22 protein-coding genes and 1 pseudogene are annotated in these 20,421 nt (G+C 69.2%); 11 read left to right on the top strand and 12 right to left on the bottom strand.

Features of this window, described 5'->3' with window-relative positions; all coding sequences use genetic code 11:
• Positions 1-32 precede the first annotated feature (32 nt).
• Positions 33-479, bottom strand: a complete 447-nt coding sequence (locus ACWGR4_RS30850; protein ID WP_452133325.1) for a hypothetical protein — start codon at positions 477-479, stop codon at positions 33-35.
• 1,983 nt (positions 480-2,462) lie between these two features.
• Entirely contained in the window at positions 2,463-2,888 is a 426-nt protein-coding gene (locus ACWGR4_RS30845) for a restriction endonuclease (protein WP_452133326.1), read from the bottom strand.
• A gap of 645 nt (positions 2,889-3,533) precedes the next feature.
• Between ACWGR4_RS30845 and ACWGR4_RS30840 the strand changes: the two genes are divergently transcribed.
• Positions 3,534-4,040, top strand: a complete 507-nt coding sequence (locus ACWGR4_RS30840; protein ID WP_452133327.1) for a fascin domain-containing protein — start codon at positions 3,534-3,536, stop codon at positions 4,038-4,040.
• A 270-nt stretch (positions 4,041-4,310) separates the two neighbouring features.
• On the opposite strand, the gene ACWGR4_RS30835 is transcribed toward ACWGR4_RS30840, so the two are convergent.
• Positions 4,311-4,466: a hypothetical protein gene (locus ACWGR4_RS30835; RefSeq protein WP_452133328.1), complete on the bottom strand. Its 156-nt coding sequence runs from the start codon at positions 4,464-4,466 to the stop codon at positions 4,311-4,313.
• A 296-nt stretch (positions 4,467-4,762) separates the two neighbouring features.
• Here ACWGR4_RS30835 and ACWGR4_RS30830 point away from each other — a divergent pair, with 296 nt between their 5' ends.
• Positions 4,763-4,972 carry a hypothetical protein gene (locus ACWGR4_RS30830; RefSeq protein ID WP_452134277.1) on the top strand — a complete coding sequence of 70 codons (210 nt, stop codon included), beginning with the start codon at positions 4,763-4,765 and terminating at the stop codon, positions 4,970-4,972.
• Positions 4,973-5,131: 159 nt separating this feature from the next.
• On the top strand, positions 5,132-5,461 hold the full coding sequence (locus tag ACWGR4_RS30825) for a hypothetical protein (RefSeq protein WP_452133329.1): 330 nt from the start codon (positions 5,132-5,134) through the stop codon (positions 5,459-5,461).
• 12 nt (positions 5,462-5,473) lie between these two features.
• On the opposite strand, the gene ACWGR4_RS30820 is transcribed toward ACWGR4_RS30825, so the two are convergent.
• The 4 genes from ACWGR4_RS30820 to ACWGR4_RS30805 form a co-directional block, all read right to left on the bottom strand.
• Positions 5,474-5,893: a hypothetical protein gene (locus ACWGR4_RS30820; RefSeq protein WP_452133330.1), complete on the bottom strand. Its 420-nt coding sequence runs from the start codon at positions 5,891-5,893 to the stop codon at positions 5,474-5,476.
• A 158-nt stretch (positions 5,894-6,051) separates the two neighbouring features.
• Positions 6,052-6,246, bottom strand: a complete 195-nt coding sequence (locus ACWGR4_RS30815) for a hypothetical protein (RefSeq protein WP_452133331.1) — start codon at positions 6,244-6,246, stop codon at positions 6,052-6,054.
• Between the two features lie 336 nt (positions 6,247-6,582).
• The gene (locus tag ACWGR4_RS30810; RefSeq protein ID WP_452133332.1) at positions 6,583-6,984 is read right to left on the bottom strand and encodes a hypothetical protein; all 402 of its coding nucleotides are present in this window, start codon (positions 6,982-6,984) and stop codon (positions 6,583-6,585) included.
• Positions 6,927-8,129, bottom strand: a complete 1,203-nt coding sequence (locus ACWGR4_RS30805) for a serine/threonine-protein kinase (RefSeq protein WP_452133333.1) — start codon at positions 8,127-8,129, stop codon at positions 6,927-6,929. The genes ACWGR4_RS30810 and ACWGR4_RS30805 overlap by 58 nt, the downstream gene beginning before the upstream one ends.
• 508 nt (positions 8,130-8,637) lie before the next feature.
• Between ACWGR4_RS30805 and ACWGR4_RS30800 the strand changes: the two genes are divergently transcribed.
• Together ACWGR4_RS30800 and ACWGR4_RS30795 are read left to right on the top strand one after the other, a co-directional pair.
• Positions 8,638-9,213, top strand: coding sequence for a DUF2326 domain-containing protein (locus ACWGR4_RS30800; protein ID WP_452134276.1), 576 nt, complete (start codon positions 8,638-8,640; stop codon positions 9,211-9,213).
• A gap of 312 nt (positions 9,214-9,525) precedes the next feature.
• On the top strand, positions 9,526-10,026 hold the full coding sequence (locus tag ACWGR4_RS30795; protein ID WP_452133336.1) for a hypothetical protein: 501 nt from the start codon (positions 9,526-9,528) through the stop codon (positions 10,024-10,026).
• Between the two features lie 821 nt (positions 10,027-10,847).
• Here the strand turns inward: ACWGR4_RS30795 and ACWGR4_RS30790 are convergent.
• Together ACWGR4_RS30790 and ACWGR4_RS30785 are read right to left on the bottom strand one after the other, a co-directional pair.
• A complete protein-coding gene (locus tag ACWGR4_RS30790) occupies positions 10,848-11,483 on the bottom strand; it encodes an alpha-ketoglutarate-dependent dioxygenase AlkB (RefSeq protein ID WP_452134279.1) in 636 nt (211 codons plus the stop codon).
• A 12-nt stretch (positions 11,484-11,495) separates the two neighbouring features.
• Positions 11,496-11,821, bottom strand: a pseudogene (locus tag ACWGR4_RS30785) (SbtR family transcriptional regulator); the annotation flags it as partial.
• 799 nt (positions 11,822-12,620) lie between these two features.
• Between ACWGR4_RS30785 and ACWGR4_RS30780 the strand changes: the two are divergent.
• The 3 genes from ACWGR4_RS30780 to ACWGR4_RS30770 are packed head-to-tail and all read left to right on the top strand — an operon-like array spanning position 12,621 to position 13,788.
• Entirely contained in the window at positions 12,621-13,082 is a 462-nt protein-coding gene (locus tag ACWGR4_RS30780; RefSeq protein WP_452132991.1) for an alcohol dehydrogenase catalytic domain-containing protein, read from the top strand.
• Positions 13,079-13,324: a hypothetical protein gene (locus ACWGR4_RS30775; protein WP_452132972.1), complete on the top strand. Its 246-nt coding sequence runs from the start codon at positions 13,079-13,081 to the stop codon at positions 13,322-13,324. The genes ACWGR4_RS30780 and ACWGR4_RS30775 overlap by 4 nt, the downstream gene beginning before the upstream one ends.
• Positions 13,297-13,788, top strand: coding sequence for an allene oxide cyclase barrel-like domain-containing protein (locus ACWGR4_RS30770; RefSeq protein WP_452132973.1), 492 nt, complete (start codon positions 13,297-13,299; stop codon positions 13,786-13,788). Before ACWGR4_RS30775 ends, ACWGR4_RS30770 begins: the two co-directional genes overlap by 28 nt.
• A 334-nt stretch (positions 13,789-14,122) precedes the next feature.
• Here ACWGR4_RS30770 and ACWGR4_RS30765 read toward each other — a convergent pair whose 3' ends face one another.
• Positions 14,123-14,887: a hypothetical protein gene (locus tag ACWGR4_RS30765; protein WP_452132974.1), complete on the bottom strand. Its 765-nt coding sequence runs from the start codon at positions 14,885-14,887 to the stop codon at positions 14,123-14,125.
• A 165-nt stretch (positions 14,888-15,052) separates the two neighbouring features.
• Positions 15,053-15,589, bottom strand: a complete 537-nt coding sequence (locus ACWGR4_RS30760) for a hypothetical protein (protein WP_452132975.1) — start codon at positions 15,587-15,589, stop codon at positions 15,053-15,055.
• 32 nt (positions 15,590-15,621) lie between these two features.
• On the opposite strand from ACWGR4_RS30760, the gene ACWGR4_RS30755 reads away from it, so the two are divergent.
• The 3 genes from ACWGR4_RS30755 to ACWGR4_RS30745 all read left to right on the top strand — a co-directional run bounded on the left by ACWGR4_RS30755 (position 15,622) and on the right by ACWGR4_RS30745 (position 19,079).
• Positions 15,622-15,975, top strand: coding sequence for a hypothetical protein (locus tag ACWGR4_RS30755; RefSeq protein ID WP_452132976.1), 354 nt, complete (start codon positions 15,622-15,624; stop codon positions 15,973-15,975).
• A gap of 1,145 nt (positions 15,976-17,120) precedes the next feature.
• Positions 17,121-18,623, top strand: a complete 1,503-nt coding sequence (locus ACWGR4_RS30750) for a glycoside hydrolase family 6 protein (RefSeq protein WP_452132977.1) — start codon at positions 17,121-17,123, stop codon at positions 18,621-18,623.
• Between the two features lie 219 nt (positions 18,624-18,842).
• Positions 18,843-19,079 (top strand): hypothetical protein, encoded by a 237-nt coding sequence (locus ACWGR4_RS30745; RefSeq protein WP_452132978.1) that lies wholly within the window; start codon positions 18,843-18,845, stop codon positions 19,077-19,079.
• Positions 19,080-19,969: 890 nt separating this feature from the next.
• Here the strand turns inward: ACWGR4_RS30745 and ACWGR4_RS30740 are convergent.
• Positions 19,970-20,404 (bottom strand): hypothetical protein, encoded by a 435-nt coding sequence (locus ACWGR4_RS30740; protein ID WP_452132979.1) that lies wholly within the window; start codon positions 20,402-20,404, stop codon positions 19,970-19,972.
• Positions 20,405-20,421: the final 17 nt, after the last annotated feature.

Raw genomic sequence — 20,421 nt, 5'->3', positions numbered from 1 at the left:
GCGGATATCCCGGCCTCGCGTTCCGAAACGGCTCACGCGCCGGCCGTGGGGTCTTCGTCGGTGCCCTCCTCGGTACTCCCCTCGGGGTCCACGTCATGGTCGGATCGGCCCTGCTCCTCGAGACCCGCGGCGATTTCGGGGAGTTGATCGCGCACCGACGGCGGCAGGTCGAGCCTGTCCGCCTCGGCCACCAACTCGACGTGGATCTCGTGAACCGTGCGAGGGGGCTCGTCGGAGCCGCGGCGCCGGTCGATCATTCTCACGCCGAAGTCGAGAACCACCACTCCCGCCGTCAACAGCTCGATGATCGCGCGCAGATCGAACCGCTCACCCCCTCGTGTCGGCTGATACAGGGCGAGCGGGTCGCGGCCCGCCCGCACCTCGTCCACGATCAGCGCAACGGCGTCCTCCCCCACCATCTGAACGTAGCCGGGCCAATACGTGGCGACCATGGAGGTGATTCGGCTCGTACCAGGCATGCGAACCTCGCCTTCGCTGAGTGTGACCGTGGTGGGGAATCCCGGATGGTCGTGGTCGGATGCCGAGGCTCGCCGGGATCCCGTTCGGGGCCGGGAAGGAGCGGAAGGAGGTCGGCGGTTGAGGGCGGGCTTTCGACCGTCGCTGCCGGCGGCCACGACCCATGCCGTGTCCGCAGGCGAACTCGGCGATGACGCATACCACTTCGCGGTAGACCAGCCCATAGGCCTTCGGTCGGGCGTCCACCGCCAGTTGCGGACGCGGACTTGAGGATCGAGATATCTCTCCGGTCGAGGTCAAGCCCATGTTCCGGGCTGAGGAACTGTGGTGGGAACCGGAGTACCGGGCCGGCCGGTCGGACGCCGGCCCACGGTGGACCGCGCCACGATTCGGGGTTCCGCGTTCGGAGAGAAGATCGGACGGGCCGTCCCAGTCGAAGCCCTCGCTCCCGCTGCGGCGGCGGACGGGATGGCGCGCCAAGGCCTGGCAGCCGGTGACCCGGTGTTCGCGATCGGCTCGTTCGAGGTGGGTCGGCGAGGTGTGGTCGCCCGCGGACCCGACACTCGGCCGGGGCCACCAGCCCGCCACCGCCGCCGTACCGGCCGGAAGGTCCGCCGGTGCGATCCGCACGGTCATGGAATGGACCCGCCCATCGGAACCGCGATGGAGCGACAAAGGACACCTCGCAGCCACGATGGTCTTCGCAACAGCCTTGAGTTTGCCCGTCGATCATGCCGTCGCGCCGGGAAACCCCGAAACTCCCGACGAATCGAGCGGGGAGACATCGTCGGCGCGCGTCGGTCCGTGCTCGACGGCGTGGAGGGAGCGTTGGGGGTGGACGGCCTGGGCCCGCGGTACGGGGCGTCGTCGTGGCGGCGGTCCAGAACGAAGCCCCGGGGCCACAGAGTCTTACGGGTGGTGCGGGCGTGTTGTTCGAGGTAGTCGGCCAGTCGGTAGGTCGGGCCGTCACTCGAGGTTGGGTTGGGGCTGCGTTTGCGTGGGCGGATGCGGGTGAGGGGTGCGGTGGCGTGTGGACTCGTGCGGTGGTGTGGGCGAGGGCTTGTTCGAACCAGTCGTCGTCGAGTGTGTCGGATTCGTGGTCGGTGAGGTATGCCTCGGCGGCGTCCTCGAGGAACGCCTGGCGTAGGGCGTGGCCGTGGCCGTGGCGTCGGGCGTCCATGGCGGCTTCGAGCACTGCCCGCGCGTTGGCAGGCGCCAACTCGAGGCGTTTGAGCAGCGCGAGAGCCCCCGCCAGGTACTGAGTGCCTATGACCACCCCCACCTTCGTCCCTCCGGACGACGCCCCCCGATACCCGCTGTCCGTGTCCAGAATCGCCCGACTCCTCGGCGTCAACGTCGACACCCTTTGGCGCGCCTTGCGCAACGACCCCACCGCGCCCGAACCCGCCGAGAGCAATGACACGGGAGCGGACGCGTCCCTGCAACGGCCCCGGCCCCCGTCCGTCCCGACCGGCCACCGCCCGGACGACGGCCCGCCGACGTACCGTGCACCGATTCGTCACCGCACGAAGCCCCGCCAGCTACCGCCGTCCCGAACGCAACCGACCGTGACAGTAGGCAACTTGGCCGTGGATGCGCACCGCCCGCATATCGCCCGGATCCGCGCCGACCTGGACTCGGCGGACGTGGAGCCGTAGGACGCGCCGTCATGCGCGACGCCGTGACGGCGGGGCGGGATCGGATGCCGTGGGAGGGACCGGCCGGGCGGCGTCGTGTCAACGTCCTGTGCTCCGGGCGGGCTTTGATGGTCCGCCCGAGATCGGGTCGTTGAGCCGATCGGCTCGCGGTCCACGCGTCCGGCGGCGCGCCGCGCGCGTCGGGCCGATTGAGGAGATCCACCTCGGCCTCGAGCCCGCCGCCGTCCGCGAGTTCCAAGTAGACGGCTTCCGCCGGCCTGTCCATTCATCGCGTGTGCAATGAACCGGCTGCGGCAGCTTCGCCTCTTCCCGACTGTCGGCGCCCCGTCAGGTCGGTTCCGGCGCGTATGCTTTGCCGCCGCCGCGCAACTCGGTTCGGTTCTCCTGCGGTTGCGCTACCGGGCGGTCCCAGGTTCGTGTCGAGTCGAGGATGTCGACGAGATGGTCGCCCCAGGTTGCCCAACGACGCAACTCGTGGCGACCGAGGCAGTGGATGCGCTGATCGGTGGCGAGGTTCCGTGCGGGTTTGGTGAAGGTGCCGTTGGTCAGGCGATGACGGTGTCGGCTCGGTGGACGGGGGCGTCCCGTTCCGCTGAGTCGTTGCATGTCGCCGGAAGCGATCGAGGACATTCGGGTGGTGTGTTTGCACTGGAGCACGACCCGACCCCGGGTCCGGTGGGAGGCAATGATGTCGGCGCATCGGTCCCCGGGGCCGCCGACGGAGCTTTCCACCCGGCATCCGTCGCGGTACATGAGAATCGCGGCAGGCCTTCGAACTCGCAGTGGCCCATGTCGTCGATCTCCTCGAGGTCGACGCTCTGGCCGGTGCCAGGAACGACATGTGGGAATCGTCGGCCACGGCCACCTCGCGGGCGATACGGGCGTCGGCAAGGCGGGCACGGGCTCGTTCGAGTGCGGCCCGATACCCGGGTGCCTCCTCCGCAGGAACGCGGCGTGTGCGGTCTCGGATGAAGGCGACGGGAGAGGTGTGCACGGTCGCCGGTGGCCTGAGACGGCGGGCCTTGTCGAGAGTCCTGTCGACTTCCGGGTGCGGCATTGATCAATACCGGGATTCGCACAGTGTTACCAAAGCGCCGAGTCTGGACATGTCGTGCCCTCCCGAATACAGTGCGTTCGGGGCCTGCTGAGCGGGAAATGCAGGAGGGGGCGGAAAGCATGGGCAGCGGCTGCGCCGCCGCTTTTGTCCTGCGATATTGCCGGTTCTTTTATGTGGGAAGTGGCTCAGTGCGCTGCCAAGATCCCTGCCGTCCGGCGCCGTAAAGTGCCGACCGGAATGCATCTCGCCGGGCCGGTATACCGGCGCGCCGTACAGGCCGCCGGTGGCACTGAATCCGGACTGCGTCCACGAAACGCCCAGATGGAAGGAAACAGGCTGTCATGCCGTTATCTGCAACCGATCTTGCAAAGCCGGGAAACGCGACGATCACGATTCGTTCGACGTTCTTCCAGAATATCTACCTGCGTATGGACGGCACCGGCGTGACCGCCGCCACCGACAACGGAGGTGGGACGGTCAACTGCCAGTACGGCACCGGTCCCTGGACGACATTCAAGGTCCACCCGCAAACCGACGGTTCGTATTCCTTCGAGTCGGTGGCCTTCCCGAACGTGTACCTGCGCATGGATGGCACCGGCGTCCCCGAGACCAAGGCCGGGGGTGGGATGGTGAACTGTCAATACAGCATCGGTCCCTGGGAGAAGTTCAACGCCCACGCCCAGGGCGACGGTTCATTCTCCCTCGAGTCGACGGCCTTCCCGGGCACCTACCTGCGCATGGTGACCGGTAGCGGGGTGACCTCCGCCACCGGACCCGGAGGAACGGTGAACTGCCAGATCAAGGCCAACGGCGGCGACAACGAGAGGTTCTTTCTCAATGTAGCCTAGCGGTCGGGTTGCCCGGGGGAATTTCACCCCCGGGCTCTCGCGGTGTCCGTATGTGATCGGTATTTTGTGTGGTTTATAATGAAAATCGGCGCTCCGGGATTTCTTCCGGGGTCATCTTCACTTTTCCAGTGAGGCCGGAATTATCGAAGGGGTCGAGTACCGCGACAACCTTCTTCGTGTCGTTCCGGCGCGTTGTGAAGCAGGGCCGTCCATCTTGTGTGAGGCGGACTGGGCCGCTCTTCGACGAGACGAGGTAGTGTCTTTCCCGGGCTACGTGATGTAGGTCTCGTTCCGTACGAGCTCGATATGGATGGCGGGCGTTTCGCCGTCCTGCCGGTCCTTCGCCGGATCGAGATCCATATCGGCCATCATTAATTCTCTTTCGGTAGCGGCAAAGATTTTTTCGATCGTGCGGGCTTCGGCCACGCGACGCTGTGCAAAGCCCGATCGGTGCGCGCGCGAATCATGAAATAATCGGGCCATTAGGCAGTCGTTCCGTACCGCGTGTGGAGGCAAATCTGGGCGGTCACGAGGAGGCGCCCGATATTCGAGGGCGGTTGCTTTTTGGCTGTGCCGGATGAGGGTTGCCGGTACCGGGCCGGGTGTGCGACGTCGGATGGTACCCGTGGTGTGCGCCGGAGTTCGACAGCGATCTGTGGTGTCGGAGTGCGCTCGCGATTGCCTGGCCGTTGCTTCCGCCGCGTGTCCGTGAGATCCGGCAGGTGGAACTCGACGGCATCGATGGGCGATTTCGCAGCGCGACGATTCCCTGGCCCGGCCATCCTGACGAGGGTGCTCGGTGGTGGATGCGGCGAGTGCCTCGGCGCCTCGAGGTCGAGATCTCGGAGCAGCGCGATCCGGACCGGCCACTGGGATGGGAGGTGCCGCCGTTCGCCCGACCCGCTTCGGTCGAGGTCGTCACGTGGACGTGACGCGCGTGTCGATTGTGCCTGGTTGCCCGGGTGTCACCCTTTCGGGCGAGGCGTTTCGGCGGGTCGGCGCGCCGACGGTCGGATGCCTCTGGTGCCTTCTACGGTGATCTCGTATCCAACCATCCGGTGCCGCGAGGTGCCTGTCCTCGAAGGACTCCCATGCGCCGTCTGCGCCAAGCCGCCATCGCCGCCACCGGCGTGCTCGCTCTGATGTTGTCCGTTCCCGCGTCCGCGTCCGCCGCAACCGGCGACTTCTTCTACAAGGTCGGGGCCGGTACCCAGGCCGGTCTAGCCGACCCCGTGAGCGACGAGTGCATCAATCTCTTCGGTGCGACCGAGGGGGTTCCGGCATTCGCCCCCCAGAACCTCACGAAGTCGACGGCCACGGTCTTCCTCGAGTTCGACTGTGACGGCGACGTCTTCTATGTCATGGATCCGGGCACGAAGCTCGGGGACAGGATGAAGCTCCGGTCCGTGCTCTTCTCCTGACGAGGCCGGGCATCAGGAGTGCCCCTGGTGTCGTGAACGCGTCGTCGGTGCCGCCCGCACGATGTCGTTGATTCGTGCGGGGGTGATGCCGGTGGCGCGGCCGAGGCTTATGGGGCTGACGCCATAGGCGTGTGCGGCGGCGATGGCTTGCTGGGTCGTCGGGTGGGCGGTGCCGTGTGCGCATACCGTGTCGGTCACTTGCCAGGGTCTGGGGGCGGCGGGCGGTGGGCAGGCCGGAGGTACGCCGGCGCGGTGGCCGTCGAGGACTGCGGCGTGCAACTCGGTGGCGGCCACGCGTAGTGCGCCTCGGTGGTTGCGGCGTTCGTCGGTGGAAGCGGCTGCCCCGAGGTCGCGGGCGATGCGGTCGCGGGTGTCGGCGGCGCGGGCCAGGCGCTCGACGGCGGCCTCGCCGGCGGGCGTTGCATCGTTCACCGGCCGCCCCGCGAGTCTCGGAAGTGGCGTGTGACGGCCCGGTCGTCGAGGGCGGCGCATTGCGCGTGGCCGAAGATGTGTGTCAGGCCGAGGGCCGACGTCCCCTGCCCGTCGCGGGCGGCGACGTCGTGCAGGCGTTTGCCGAGGCCTTCGAGGTCCTACGGTCGTGCCGGTCGGGGCGGGCGTCGGTCCACGTCACCCAGACCCCAGTCGCGACAGCAGGAGTGGTAGCCGTACCCGCCGATGGCGATGGTGACTTCAGCCTCGCATCGCGGACAGGCGACCGTGAGGAACGCGTCGGACAGCTCGTCGACGGCCTCGCTCCACGTCGCCCAACCCTCGAAGACGATCATGGCACGGCTCAGACGTGTACGTGGTCGGGGCTCTCCGGGCGCCGTTCGAGACATTCGTCGGCCACTCGGCGAAACCTCGAGATCTCCATGGCGTGGTCGACGAAGACCGCGTCGGTCCGGCCCTCCACGATCGCTCCCTCCGCGATGGAGCCCGCCAGGAGCAACGCTTCACGACTGTCGTGCGCATCCGATCCCGCGGTGTCAACGGAAACTTCGATCTCCCCGGTGGTGCCGCTGGTTCGGCCGATTCGGCCCGGGAGTTGTCAGGGCCGGTTCAGTCCATGGTGAATGGCTTGCCGTCGAGAGTCGTGATCTTCGGGTCGATGCCCAGGCATGTCAGGAGGAGTACTTCGGGGCGCTGACGCCGCGTGCCGCGTCGCCTTGGAGTTGCTTGTCGATGGTCGCCTGCTTCCAGGCGTTCCTGGGGGTGACCGGGACCAGGTGCGTCGCGCCGAGTGCGCGGCATCCGTTCAGGAGCTTGTTGAACTCGGTGGGGGTCCCTTTCGCGGAGTCGGCGAGGCAGTCGTTCTTCTTCGACTCGCCCAGGAAGAGTCCCTCGACGGTTGCCGCGGCGAAGGCGAACTCTACGACGGCTTTGCCGTCTTGGCTGCTGATCGTGAGTGAGTCGGAGATCCTGGCGATCGTCTGGAGGTGTGCCGGTCGCGGCGGGTGGAACGTGGTCAGGCGCTCCAGATGACTGCGAGCGCGATCGAACCGGCGACCGCTGGGGCCGGGCACGACAACATGACGATTCGACTTCGGTGCTCGTCGAAGCATCGGGAGACGCGTGACATCGTGGCCCAGTAGGCGGCGAAGCCCAGGCAGAGCATGAATCCGGCACCGACGAGGTTGCCCGCATGCCCGTGGAGCGTGGCCAGGATTAGGAAGACGTTGGTGAGGAATGCCCAGACCGGCCAATTCGTGGGCGGGCGCTTCTTCGCGTCTTCTGCGGCTCTGGCGCGGGCGGCGACCGCCTCCCAGCGGCGCGGGGGTGCGACTGCCGGCCCGGTCGTGGGGCGTTCATGTTGGGCTCTTTCGGCGTTTTCGTTTTCCTGCTCCGCTCTGTTCGCGGCTCGAGGTCCTGCCTGGACCTGATGTTGCGCCGCGATGGTGACGGCGACGTCGGCAAACCGCCGGCGGGTGGTCGCTGCGTCCGGTGGCCGGTGGTCGGGGTCCTTGGCGAGGAGATCGAGGAGGAGAAAGTCGAGTTCGTGAGGGATGTGCCGATACGCCGACACGGGTGTCGGTTCGTGGGTGAGGTGGGCCAGCGCGAGTGGCGCGAATTCGCCTGAGCCGAAAGGCGGTTCCCCAGTGAGGAGTTCGTACACGACGCAGCCCAGGGAATAGAGATCGGCACGGTGGTCGCCGACCCGGCCGTTGATGCGTTCGGGGGGCATGTACGCGATCGTGCCGATGATCCGGCTGGCACTGGCGGACACCGCCTCGGTGTAACGGGCGATGCCGAAGTCGAGAATCTTGATGCGACCATCGTTCGTGCGGAAAAGATTCGCGGGTTTGATGTCCCGATGTATCAGGCCCACGTCGTGCGCGGCGCCGAGTGCGTCGCAGATCTCGGCAGCCCAGACGAGGCTCTGGTCGACACGGCAGAGGCCGTCGATCTTGAGGATGGCGGCGAGATCGCGACCGTGCAGGTGCTCCATCACCAAGAACAGAGTGCCGTCCACGTCCTGGCCGACGTCGTGCACGGTAACCACACCCGGATGAGCCACAGCTCCCGCCGTGCGAGCCTCGCGCAGGAACATCTCAACTGAGTCGGGACGATCCTGCCCCAGGACGATCTTCACGGCGACTCGACGGTCGATGAAGAGATCGTGCGCACTCCACACCTGGCCCATGCCGCCGCTACCGATCAGGTGTGTCAACTCGTAGCGCTCCGCGAGGATTCTCCCGGCCGACGGTGTCATTTTCGCCCCCGCTGGGTGATCCTCCTCCAGCGCGGGTGCATGAGGGGAGAGAATGCTGAAACGGTCGGCGATTCGCCGGCCCCTGTGATTCCGGGGTGGTTGGTGTGGGCTGGGGCGTTGCAGGTTGGATGAACCGCTCCGGGTTTGTTGGAGACTCGCGGTTGTGGTGATGACCTGCGGTTTTGGTGTTCCTGGTAGTGCTTGGCTTCGTGCCGCCACGCACGCCGACAACCTGCGCGAGCAAATCGAGCGGCTCACCGCCCCCTCGCCGATACCGAAGCCCGCCCGGCCGAGTTTGCAGCCACCCGCAGGGGCGGCACCGTCCTCGGGCGGTCGCCGCTCACCGGAAGGCGAACGTCGAGGCTGAAATCTTTTCGGGCGAAGGCACGTCGAGGATGGCCGACGACCACTCGCGACGTGAGGGGCAGTCGCCGTGCCTGATGGCAGGCCGGCGCGCTATGCCGAAATGGCCGGTATCACACACCTGCGGGTACGCCGGGGCCGCTTGGCGTCACGGCGCGAAGCGGAATGCGGGGTCGTCCGAGCCGCGCAGTACGTACGAGGTGAGGGCCTGGCCGGCGGCTCGTTCGTCGATGGGGGACACGAGCAGCGGCAGGCGTACGGTTCGGCACAACTCGCCGCGGTGGATGGCGAACGCGCCCTCCAGCACCGTGCCGAATCGTCGTGCCCGCCCCGACAACACGCCGTAGTCCACAGCGACGACAGCCGCGGCATCGGGAACATGGTCATGTTCTGCTTCGACCTCACCCTTGCCGTCCTGGCCCACCACCGCCACGGACGCGCCCCGGACTTCCTCATCCACGACAGCCATCTCTTCGACGGCGTCGACGACCGCCAACTCTCCGCCGCCCTGACCCTCGCCGCCGAAGTCGCCCACGAGGAGCGCATACAGTACATCGCCACCCTCAATACCGACGACCTCGGCAAAGCAGCCCGGCGGGGCTTCGACCCCGAACCGCACATTCGCGCGCGTTTGACCGACGCCCTCGACACCGGCGGATTGTTCGGTTTCCGCTTTTAGGGATCGGCTGGGATCGGCGGCGCACCGCGGGTCGGCCGGCAGCCCTCGCCCCGACGGGCCCGCACGCGGGATGCTCGGTCCGGCGCACCGCCCGACGTCGGCGCCCATGTGCTTGCCGGTCATGCCGATTCCCGAGGCTCGGAGCCCGTGGGGGTTACCGAAGGCAAGAGTGTGGTTGTGGTCAATCGGCCACAGGGCAACCGGGACGTTCGGGTTGTGCGTTTCCGGAACACCGCCGGCCTCGCGGCCCTACGATCGGGCGGATATCGAGCCGCCGGCGTACCGCGCGGCGGCATCCAGGGGGTGGGGACCATGAAGTACCGAGCGACCACGGCCGCGATAGCCCTGTGCACGGCGCTCGGCCTTGCCGCGACGGCGTGCGGCCGCGACGGAGGATCGGCCGCGCCTGCCGCATTCGATGCAGACGTCCGAGCCAAGGCCGACCAGCGTCTCGCGGAGATCGCGGCCAGGCCGGACATTGAACCGACCCTCGCCGACTTTCTCCGGGAGACCATCGCCGTCTCCCTTGAATACAAGGTCAGGGCAACCGAAGAGGGCAGGAAGCGCACCCTCGACGACCAAGTGCTCAACGCGAAGGCGACGCGCGAACGTCTGTGCACGCACGACGGTCAAGGCCGGTGGGTGCCCGGGAGCCTCGTCACGACGATGCGTGACCTGTCTGTCGACGAGTTGGCCAAGGGCATGCTCAAGGACAAGCAGGTCGATGACGAAGCCACTGCGGCGGTCGTCGCAGGGCGCATGCTCACCGCGATCGAGACGAAGCTCTGCCAGGGAAAGCAGGCCTCCGGTTGAGCGGGTGCCGACCATGCGCTGCTGCGCTCGCGAACACATCCTGTCTCAGGCGGCCTTGCACACGACCTCGGACACTCGTGCACGGGAGCACGGAAACAGAAGGCTCCGGATGTGGCGGAGCGCCGTGGCTTGCGAGTGATCGTTTGGAAACCGCTGGTCGGGGTGGCAGGGGTGCACGGCGGTTTGTGAGTCCGGCGCACGACGCTTTGTGAGCGGGGCGGGTGGGCGAGAGGGTTTGGGAGTTGCGCCCGACCCCTGGATCGGGTCTGTTCGGCGAGGGTGCCGGCTCAGTCGAGGTCGTTCGCGCCGGCGGTCGGGAACGCGGGCGCGATGCCCGTGCCGTTGCCCCGGTCGGCATGCGAGGCAACGGCATCGGTGTCGGATCAGCGGGGGAGCGGTCGACGCCGGTTGGTCGATGCGGCCGGCGGCGGCGTGGGCATTTCGGCCGGGGCACGGCCGAATCCGGGTCCCGGGCGCGGCTCGCGTTCGTCGTGCCCGCCCGTGTGCCCGACGTTCAGCAGGCGTTGCGTGCCTGGAAGTAGAGCAGCGGCGTCGACGCGGCGATGCCGATGCCGTAGGTGAGGGCCTGCGTGTAGGACTTGCCGCCGTGGCGTGCCAGACAGCCGGCCAACCGACGTGGCCGGCGATCAACACGGCGACGGTCAGGTCCGGTTCCTTTTCGCTCATCGTGCTTCCTCTCGGACGACGGGCCCGGCCTTGTCGATCCCGTTGCCGCAGAACCTGGCCGTCCAGCGGGGTGTCCCACAACGTGACCTGCGACTTTGGACGATGCCGCTCCGGTGACCTGCTTGCTGTCCCAGCTAGCTCGTCGGCCGCGTCGTTGCTTGGCGGAAGGTGAGACTGACGCGGGGGCCGGCCGCGGGTTCCCGGGGGACGGCGTGGGTCCAGCCGCGTTGGGTCACGGCGGTCATGAGCAGCACCGAGCCGTGCACGAGGGCGAGTTCGTGGCGGTGGTTGCGGTCGAGGCTGCGGAAGGCGAGGCGGCGCGTCGCGCCGAGGGAGACGATCGCGATTGCGCTGCCGGGGCTGAGGCCGTCGTAGGAGTCCCGGTGGAAGCCCATGGTGTTGTCGCCGGTCTCGTACAGGTTCGCCAGGCAGTTGTCGAAGGGATGACCGGCGTGTGAACCGGCGCGGGTGCCGATCGCGGCGATCCGCGGGGGCATGGGTGCGACATCGTGACGGCGCCCGGAGTAGTCGTACGGCACGCCGAAGCAGGCGGTCCGGCATGCCCGCATGTCTTCGTCCCAGGTGACCTCGGCCAGGACACGGGCAAGGTCGGTATCGGGATCGGCGAGCGCGTCCGGGTGGTAGCGGATGTCGAGAGGCGGGGGAGGGGATGGTGGGGATGGCGGTGGCATCGATTCTCCAGGAGACCGACGGGCCACGTCGTGCAGTGGCCGGTCGTCATCGCTTGCGTTGTTCGATGCGACGAGTATCCCGTGGTCCGGGCCGGTCGGGGTCGCTCTTGCGACGACGTCGAAGAGGTGATCCGCGCGTGGCTTCAGTGCGAGTTGGTCGCCGGGCCAGGCGAGTATGGCCACCAGCGCGAAGAGGTCGTCGCCGTCGAGGTCGCCGCGCGCGGTGCCCGCCGCCTGGGCGCGTGTGAGGAGCCGCGCGCCGGCCGCGCGAAGGGTGACGCACGAGGCGTGGAGCGCGGATTCGGTGTCCGCGATGGCGGCTGCCATCGGTACGGTCACGCCCCGATACTCGGTCGTCCACGCGACGCAGTCGCGTACCCAGTGACGAGGGCTTCCGCAGGCGGGTTCGACGTCTCGGCGGCGAAGCACGACCTGCCGCATGGTGACAGCCTCGGACGGCCGACGCCCGTCAACATCGACTAACCCCAGGAGGGTTGAACAGCGAGCCCGGCGGCTGCGGATCCCACAACCGGCGTGTCACCGTTCAACCCCGCAGCATCGTTCCGGATGTCCGAGCGACTCGACCGGGACGGCGGGACGCGTCGGCCGCGTGGAAGACCGCCAAGCCGCGGTCGGAACAGGGTGGCGGCAGCCGGCCGGGAGCGCACCACCGACTTCGGGATCGTCTTCGTGGGAGGAGAGGGCAGCCGGCAGACCCTGCGCAAGGAGTCGATGCCGTCCTGCCGGATTTTCATCCGGCAGCGCTTGACCAGACTCACCCCGGAGGAGGTCCGGGACGGTGCCCATCGAGACGGTGTGCTCGAGTGGACGCATACGCCGGTCCGCAACCCGGAGGCCGGGCCCGGACACCGTTCTACGTGTGTCGGGTGATGTCGAGGTGTTCCCGTCGGTTCCCGTACGGGGCTCGCGGGGTGGAGCGGGGGCGTGGGCGTCGGTCGACGAACCGCCGTAGTCCGGGCCGCGGGGAACGGGAAGGAGCCGACGTCCCGTCGTCCGTGCGGCGCAGCAAGGAGGCGGCTCCACAGGCTGGTCGGATACGGCGCGGCACGCGACGGCGCGGGAACGATCGAGACCGCGTTCCGCGGCTTGTCGGGCAACTCGCTTGACTTCAAGTCCGGTTCAGGTTTGAGACTGTACTCGTGACCGGGCGGGCGGAGTTCCCGGTCGCCTCGCGGACGAGGGGGTGTGGACGAGATGCGGGCCGGGGCTGTGGACACGATCTGCGTCGCGACGCGGATCCGCGGCGGTTGGGGGGAGGCGTTCGGCATCGGCCGGCCCCACGCGCTTGGTGGCGCGGCTGCCGGGACCGTCGTGTCCGTCGGTTCCGGCGTGGACTCGGTGTGGATCGGCCGCCGGGTCGTGGCCGGCGCCGGAACGAGCGGCTCGTACGCCGAACCCGTCGTCACCGGCACCGATCGCTCGGTGCTCGTACCGGACGGCCCGGATCCGCGGGACGCGGCCGCGCTCGCGCACGACGGCGTGACCGGAACCGGCATCTCGTACACGCCGCCGGACCGGAGCACGGGTCGTCGGCGTGGCGCGAGGCGAACGGAAGCCGACACTGGCGCGGTCGTTGGGCGCCGACGCCGTCGTCGACCACACACAGGACGGATGGACGGGCAAGGTTCGGGACGCCTTCGCGGACCCGATCCGTGAACGTGCTCCTGGACGGCGTCGGAGGCGAACTCGGCACCCGGGCCTTCGTGTTGGCGGCCGACGGCGGACGCGTGTCGGCGCACGGCACGGCCGGCGGCGGGTTCGCCGAAGTGGACGAGGCAACGGTGACATCGGCGACCGGCGGGATCGACGGCGTACGCCACCGCCTCACGTTGTTCGCACAAGAGAATCGCAATAATGAGGAGGTTCCACCATGGGAAACAACACCACACGATCCATGATCTCGAAATTCGCCGCACTGTCGCTGGTCACCGCCGCGGTCGGGGTCTTCGCCGTGGGCAGCGCGGATGCCGATACCTCGAAAAAAGAACGGGTCGAGGTCTTCGAACTCCAGCTCAGGGATCTTGAGTACAAGCCTATCGATCTCGGTCCGGCAGGGCCGAGCCTGGGCGATATGAGCGCCTACTGCGCCACCGCCGTAGAGAACGGCCGCAAAGTCGGATATGGGGCCGGGACATCTCAGGTCGTGCACGTCGAGGGCGACAAGATCACGTCGCAGGCCGTGATCACGCTGGAACTCGAGCGTGGCTCTCTGACGATGCAATCACTGCGGACGAACGAAGCGAGTACGCTCGACATGGCCATCACCGGCGGCACGGGCGCCTTCAATGGCGCCCGGGGCACTGTTCGCTACTGGGACATCGCCACGCCGAAGGAAAGGATGCGTGTCGAAATCCTGCACTGAGCGCATTCCACCCCGACCTCGCCGGTCACAGGGTGGCTGCGGTCCGCGTGGCATGATCGCCTACGCCGAGGCTCCCGGTCGAACGTGCGCCGGCCCGGATGAAAGACCCGCAGCAACGACGCGTCGTCCACGGCGAGATGCGGACACACCCCACGCGCGTTACGAAGGGCCCATCCGGGCAGAGGAGTCGCCATGCGGCGACCTTGTGCGGGCGCCACTCGAGCGTGCCGGCGAAATATCCCGGCGGCCGGCTCGTACGGACGATCGGCACCGCACAGCCGAGGCGACGGGGCCGCCTCGAGCCGCCCCACGGGGCGGGCCTCCGTTTTCGATCTCATCGTGCGGGGCGTGTCGGCCCGGCGATCTTGTCGGCCTGGGCCTTCATGACGGCCTTGGGGATCGCCGTCGGCCGCGGACCGTACATGCCCACGGAGGTGCCTCTGAGCAGTATCGGCCCGACCCGCACCACGGTGACGACGGACGAGTACTGCTCGCCCGTGTCGAAGTCCATCGTCAGGCTGTCGTCGCCGATGGCGTGGCCCGGGCCGCCGGTCAGTGCGTACTCGGCGGTGGCACCCGGATCGGCGGGGTCGTCGGTCCACACCGCGAAGTCGCCACACGACGGCAACGCCCTCCGGGCCGCCTCCACGGCCTTGGCCGCGCCGTCTCCGGGGAGCACGGCGATGCTCACCGCGTTGACGGTGCCGGGTGCGTCCTCGAAGTCCAGTCCGAGGTGGGTCACGGCCGTGGGCGCGGCGGGCCCGGAGAGGTCCTGAAGGTCGGCGATCGGCTGACACTGTGGCCTGGTCGCCCTGGAGTTCAGCGCCGGCCGGGTGACCTCCCCGGTCGGCGTCCACCCCGACGGCAGGTCGCCCGGTACGACCCAGGCCGCCCGCAACCGCTCGACGGTGAACTCCCCAGCCTGCGCCGCCTCGGACGCGCCCCTCGACGCGACCGCGGGCGAACTCGCAGCAGCGGCAGGGCCGTTGGGGGAGTGTTTCGGATCACGGGCCTCGTCCGAGCCGGACCGACACGCCCCGGTCGCCAGGAGCAGGGGAACTACGGCGGCGGCGATGAGACGCCCGCGGGCGGTGTGCATGAACAGGGCCGACCGATCACTGGATTGCCTGGGGGACGCGCGCATCCTCGCACACCCGTCCCGGCCGACACCCCACACCCGTGCACCGACACGTTCGCCCCGCGTCCGTCGAACGCCCGCGCCGCCCTGGCGGGTGTGGTGTCCGGGACCGGGGCGGGGTGACGGTCAGCCGGGGAGGACGCCTTTGATGGTGTCGACGGGCACGGTTTGTTCGGTCGCGGGTGCGTCGACGTGGACCGGGGTGCCGTGGCGGGAGAGGGCCGTGGTGGTGACGACGTCCATGCCCGCCTGTTGGAGTGTCAGTCGGGTGCGGACGACGCGGCCCTCGGTGCTCAGCCACACGTCGGCGGGGATGCTCAGCCGACCGTCGGGGAACAGTGGTGCGATGTCCGGGAGTCCGGTGCGTATCTTCTCGGTGATGCGCAGGGTGATCGCGTCCTCGAGGAGTGCCCCGCGATAGTGGGTGGTGGGCGTGCCGTCGAGGTCCTCGGCGCCGACCCTGGTCGTGTCGTGGATCGAGGCGAGTTGTTCGAGGACGTGCTCGGGGTCGTTCAGCGGGGCCCGGAGCAGGTAGTGGGATTCGGCCGCCGTGCGCGGCATCGTCGCCCATCTGCCCTCGGCCTGCGGCAGATTGGACACATGGACGAGGCCGTCGGTGAAGATCTCGTCGATGTGGCTGATACCACCCTCGGGGAAGTCCACGGCGACGTGCCCGCGCTCGCTGGCACGCGCACTTGGCCAAACTCCCGGGACTGCCCCCGGCGTTGACCGCCCGCAAGCTCACCGGAAGAACCCTCGAGGCCATCGCTCGCGCCCTGACCGACCCCACCAACCTCGCGAAGGTCACCGAACCCGCCAACCGTGCCTACCTGGACGCCGCCGGCGAGGAACTCGCCACAGCCGCACGCGCCGGCCACGCCGTCGCCCGCGCCCGCGCCGCCGACCCGGACGAGGACCCCCGCCTGCACCGGCGCCCCGACCACACCACCGCCGGCACCGACTTCACCACCACCTGGCTCGACCACACCCAATCCGACCTGAACGACGCACTGCGCCGCATCGGCGACACGCCCCGCGCCGCCGCCTGACGCCCGGCGTCACAGGGCCCGTGGGCCGGGGTTGCGCGGGTGCCTCCCGCCCGGAAGCACCGCGGTCGTGCGGGCCGGGTGTGCCTGTCGCGTTCGGCGTGGATGGGCCGCCGGAACGCTCGCCATTCGGGCGTGGAGTCCGCGCATCGTGAACGAGCCGGCGCCGGGCCGCCGGTTCCACGCGCACGGGAAGGCGTGGCCGAGCACGGCCGGTTCCCGCGGGAGCGGCCGGCGAGGGTCCGTGGACGACACCCGGGACATGAACGATTCACGCGGGGGTTGATGGGGTGTGACGTGGCTCGGAAGGAGGGGGTGCGGGTGGACGGCGACAGCGCCTGACTCCAGGGCTGCCCGCCATCCACCCCAACCCCATCGACGGCCTCCGCGCCACCCGCACCAACCCCCGGTCCGGCATGCGCCCCGGCCGCCCCATCCACCATCCCCGCAACGCCCGGGGCGCCGTCGACATACCCCGAACTCCGGGCGTGCTGCCGCCTGCGAGGCGAACCCCGGCGGCCTCCCGGCCGGCGCGGCCGGACCGGCGACACGGACGCGCCGAATCACCACCGGCGGTACCCACCAACGACACCAGCGGCGAAGCCGGGCGGATCACCACGATCGCCGGTACCACTGCGACACAGCCGCCCACCGACAGGTCCCCGAACAGGCTCGGCGCCGGCAGCGCCCCGAACGGCCGCCGTCCACAACTACGCCAAGTGACGACCGGGGGCGGCATGGTTCCGGCACCCCGCCATAAACCCGTTGGGCACGCGTCGCGCAGGCCGCTCCGGAACGAGCAGCCCATCAGGGCATGCTCGCCTCGGATCGGTCCGCGCCAGTCGGCTCCGGTGAGGAGCCCGGCCCACCCGTACCCGGCCGGCGAGGGGGCCGAACCGGGGCTCGTCGGACAGACGCTCCGGTCGATCGGCGGCGAACCGCATACACCACCCGGGCCCCATCACCCGGATCGCGAGACGACCGCCCGCCGATTCCCGCTTCCCGACTTCGCACCGGTTCCTCGATTCGCGTTCGGTGGATAGCGATGCCGTGAACGAGGTCCTAGCTTGTCGGCAAGCCAACCGTTCGCTCGGGCTCACGGAGGACACATGCATGCTCGGCGCACGATGGCGGCGACAATCTTGGCGATGACTTGTGTCGTGGGCCTGGCGGGCGTCGGGCAGGCCACGCCCGCGGCCGGCAACGAGGATCTCGTCACCAACGGGGCCTTCGAGCCGGAACCCGCCTATTGGTGGACCACCGGTGCGACCACGGCCGAGACCGTGGAGGGGCGGGCGCGAATTACGGTGCCCGACCGCACCCGCGCGCCCTGGGATTCGATGCTCGGGCAAGGCGGTCTGCATCTGACGAACCTCGCCGTGTACACGCTTTCCTTCGACGCCTCGGCGACCGTGACCGCCAAGGTTCGGATCACCGTCCAGTCGTATCTCCCGCCCTACAGGACCGTCTTGGACCGAACCGTCACGTTCGCCGGGAAGACCGCCGGGCATACGCTGCGCTTCCTGGCCATGCCCGGCATCGACGCGACCCAGGTCACCTTCCAATTCGGGGGGCGCGCCGAGGGGTTCCAGGCGACCGTGGACAACGTGTCGCTGCGGCCGACCGGTTCGCCGATCCCCGGAGTGCCCGCGAAACCCTCGGCCTCCTCCCGCCCCGGTGCGAGGCCGGCCGACACCCCCGTCGCCCCACCGATCTCCGCTTCCCCGCCGGCCGGCACGACGACGTCCTCGCCCGCCATCAAGGTCCCTCCGACGAGTCCGGGCGAGAAGTTCTACACCGACCCGATGAACAACGCGGCGGCGTGGGTACGGGAGCACGGCTCCGACCCGCGTGCGGCGACGATTCGCACCGCGATCGCCTCGCAGGCCGGAGGACGCTGGTTCGGCGCCTGGAGCGGGGACATCGGCAAGGCGGTGCGTACGTACGTCGACGCTGCCGCCGCCACGCGGAGCACGCCGATCCTGGTGCCTTACAACATCCCGGACCGGGACTGCGGCGCCGCGTCCGCCGGCGGCGCCGCCGGTCCGGACGCCTACCGCCGTTGGATCTCCGACTTCGCCGGCGCGGTAGGCGACCGCTCGGCGATCGTGGTGATCGAACCCGACGCCGTGGCCAACGTCGACTGCATGTCGACTCAGGGACGCGATGCCCGCTTCGCCCTGTTGCGCTACGCCACCGAGCAGTTCAAGGCCAAGGCACCCAACGCCAAGGTCTACCTCGACGGCGGCAACGCGGGTTGGATCGAGCCCACCACCATGGCCTCGCGGCTGGCCAGGGCCGGAGTGGCCAATGTGCGCGGATTCGCGGTCAACGTCTCGAACTACAAGACCACGGCGGACTCGGCCGGTTACGCCGAGAAGGTCCGCGCCGCGCTGCCGAACGGCGGGGCACGAACCGCCAAGTACCTGATCGACACCAGTCGCAACGGCAACGGCGGTGCCAACGGTGCGTGGTGCAACCCGGCCGGCAGCAAGCTCGGCAAACCGTCCCGGGCGGGGACCGGCGGTGCCGAGTACGAACTGTGGATCAAGGTGCCGGGTGACTCCGATGGCCCGTGCGGTAACGCCCCTGGTACTGCGGCCGGCACCTTCGACCCGAACCTCGCCACCCGCTTGATCGATGGCAGCTGACCGCCAGGGCGCCGCCCGCGCCGCTCCGCGCCGGGTCGGGTCGGGTCGGCAGGAGTCGCGGCGGGGCGCGTCTACGGCGCAATCGACGCCTCCGCCGGTGCCGGCGTCGAGCAGCCCGGCCGCACGTTTCGAGGCGTCGACCGGCGATCGGCGGCGGCGCGAGGTCGGCGACGACTTCCACGGCGATCCCACGTCCGCCACTTCGTCGCCCTCGACGACGTGCTTGACAAAGAGGGCCGGACGCTCGGCGACGACGCCTGCCACGTCCAACTCGGCGTCACCTCCGAAGCCGACCGGCAGAAGGGCGTCAAGACCGCCGTGTCCCGGTTCGGCGGCCTCAACGTGCCGGTGTACGGTGTGCGGCCGATCGGCATGATCGTCGAGGCGCGTGGCGGATCCATCGTCGGCATCTCCTCCACCAACGGTTTTCGGGACGCCCCGGCGCTGTCCGCCTGATCGACCGCTGCGCCGACGAGCTCGACCTGCGCGACACCAGCGTCCACGCCCGTTCCAGGGCGTAGTCGTCGGCTCGCCGCTCGTCCACGGCATCGTCGATTGCCGCGGTATATACAGCCTCGTGCCGTCCGGCGGCCCGACGAATCCGAGTGCCGGCCCTACCCTGAGCAGGGCGCTGTCGCGCGCTATGTGTTCCGGTCTCGCGCGGTGCGTTGTGGGGCGAAGGTCCACGCGCGGTGGTGTGCGCGCAGGAGGGGGGAGGTGGCCGGTCCAGGCGGTGTCGGGCAGCGGCGTGGGCCCGTGGATCGTGATGTTCCCGGTGGTGTCGATGTCGAAGCCCCAGGCGAACCCGACGAGTGGGACGACGTGGCGTTGGATGGTCTCGGTGATCGGGGTCCAGGCCAGGAAGGTGTGGGCGAGCCAGGACATCGGCGCGCGGTCGAGTCTGGCAGGGGAGTCGAACAGGGTCGGGGCCAGGCCGAAGTAGCAGTAGGGCGAACGGGCATCGGGGAAGAGTACGAACGGGTCCATCCCGAACACCGCGCCGCCCGACGCGTCGTCGCTGGAGCACACGAGCTGGACCCAGCCGAACATGGCACCGTAGCCGCGACCGGGGTGGGTGACGCGGGCGGTCAGACAGGGGAAGCCCAGGGCCTCGGCCGTCTGTCCGACCGCGGCGGGATCCTCGACCCGCTCGACGATCGCCTCCACCGAACCGGCACGCCCCTCACGCACGAACGACAGGATCACGCCCCCAACCTGCCAGGACCCGCCGGGCGCCCACAAGGCCGGACGGGTGTGGACGAGCCGCGGCCGTTCCCGGGCGGCGCCGACCGCAGAGCCTTCCGCAGAGGACCCCGCGGAAGGGAACCGCTCGGAGTCGACCGGGTTCAGCGGGTGTCGCTTCGGTTGTCGGTGGCCGGTGTGGGGAGGAGGTGATCGAGCGATCGGGCGTCGTCGTGGGTCCCGCTGTGGGGAGTCGAGTTGGTGATCCCGATGTGGACCGGACCTCGGGTGGTGCGTGTCTCCAGCGCGGTCCACTGGTCGAGTTCGTGTTCGGCGTACGCGTGGAGCAGGACGGCGAGTCGGATCTCGTGGGCGGGGGTGAACCGGTTCTCCCGCGCGCCGAGCGGCGGCAGCAGAGGGTCGATCGAGTGGAAGTAGCCGTCGGTGGTGCCCGGGGGGAACGTACGGAACATCTCGAGGTACGCGTCCCCGTACTTCGTCCGCACCCGCAGCAGGGCCGACTGGTCCAGGACGTGCTCGGCGTACTCGTGCAACACCAGGGCGAGTTGCCGCCGGTCGGTGTCGTCGAACCCGGTCATCGCCCCAGCGTATCGGG

Source organism: Embleya sp. NPDC055664, from assembly GCF_053618075.1.
Note: the sequence above shows the minus strand (reverse complement) of the source record. Positions and strands in the feature narration are given on the sequence as shown.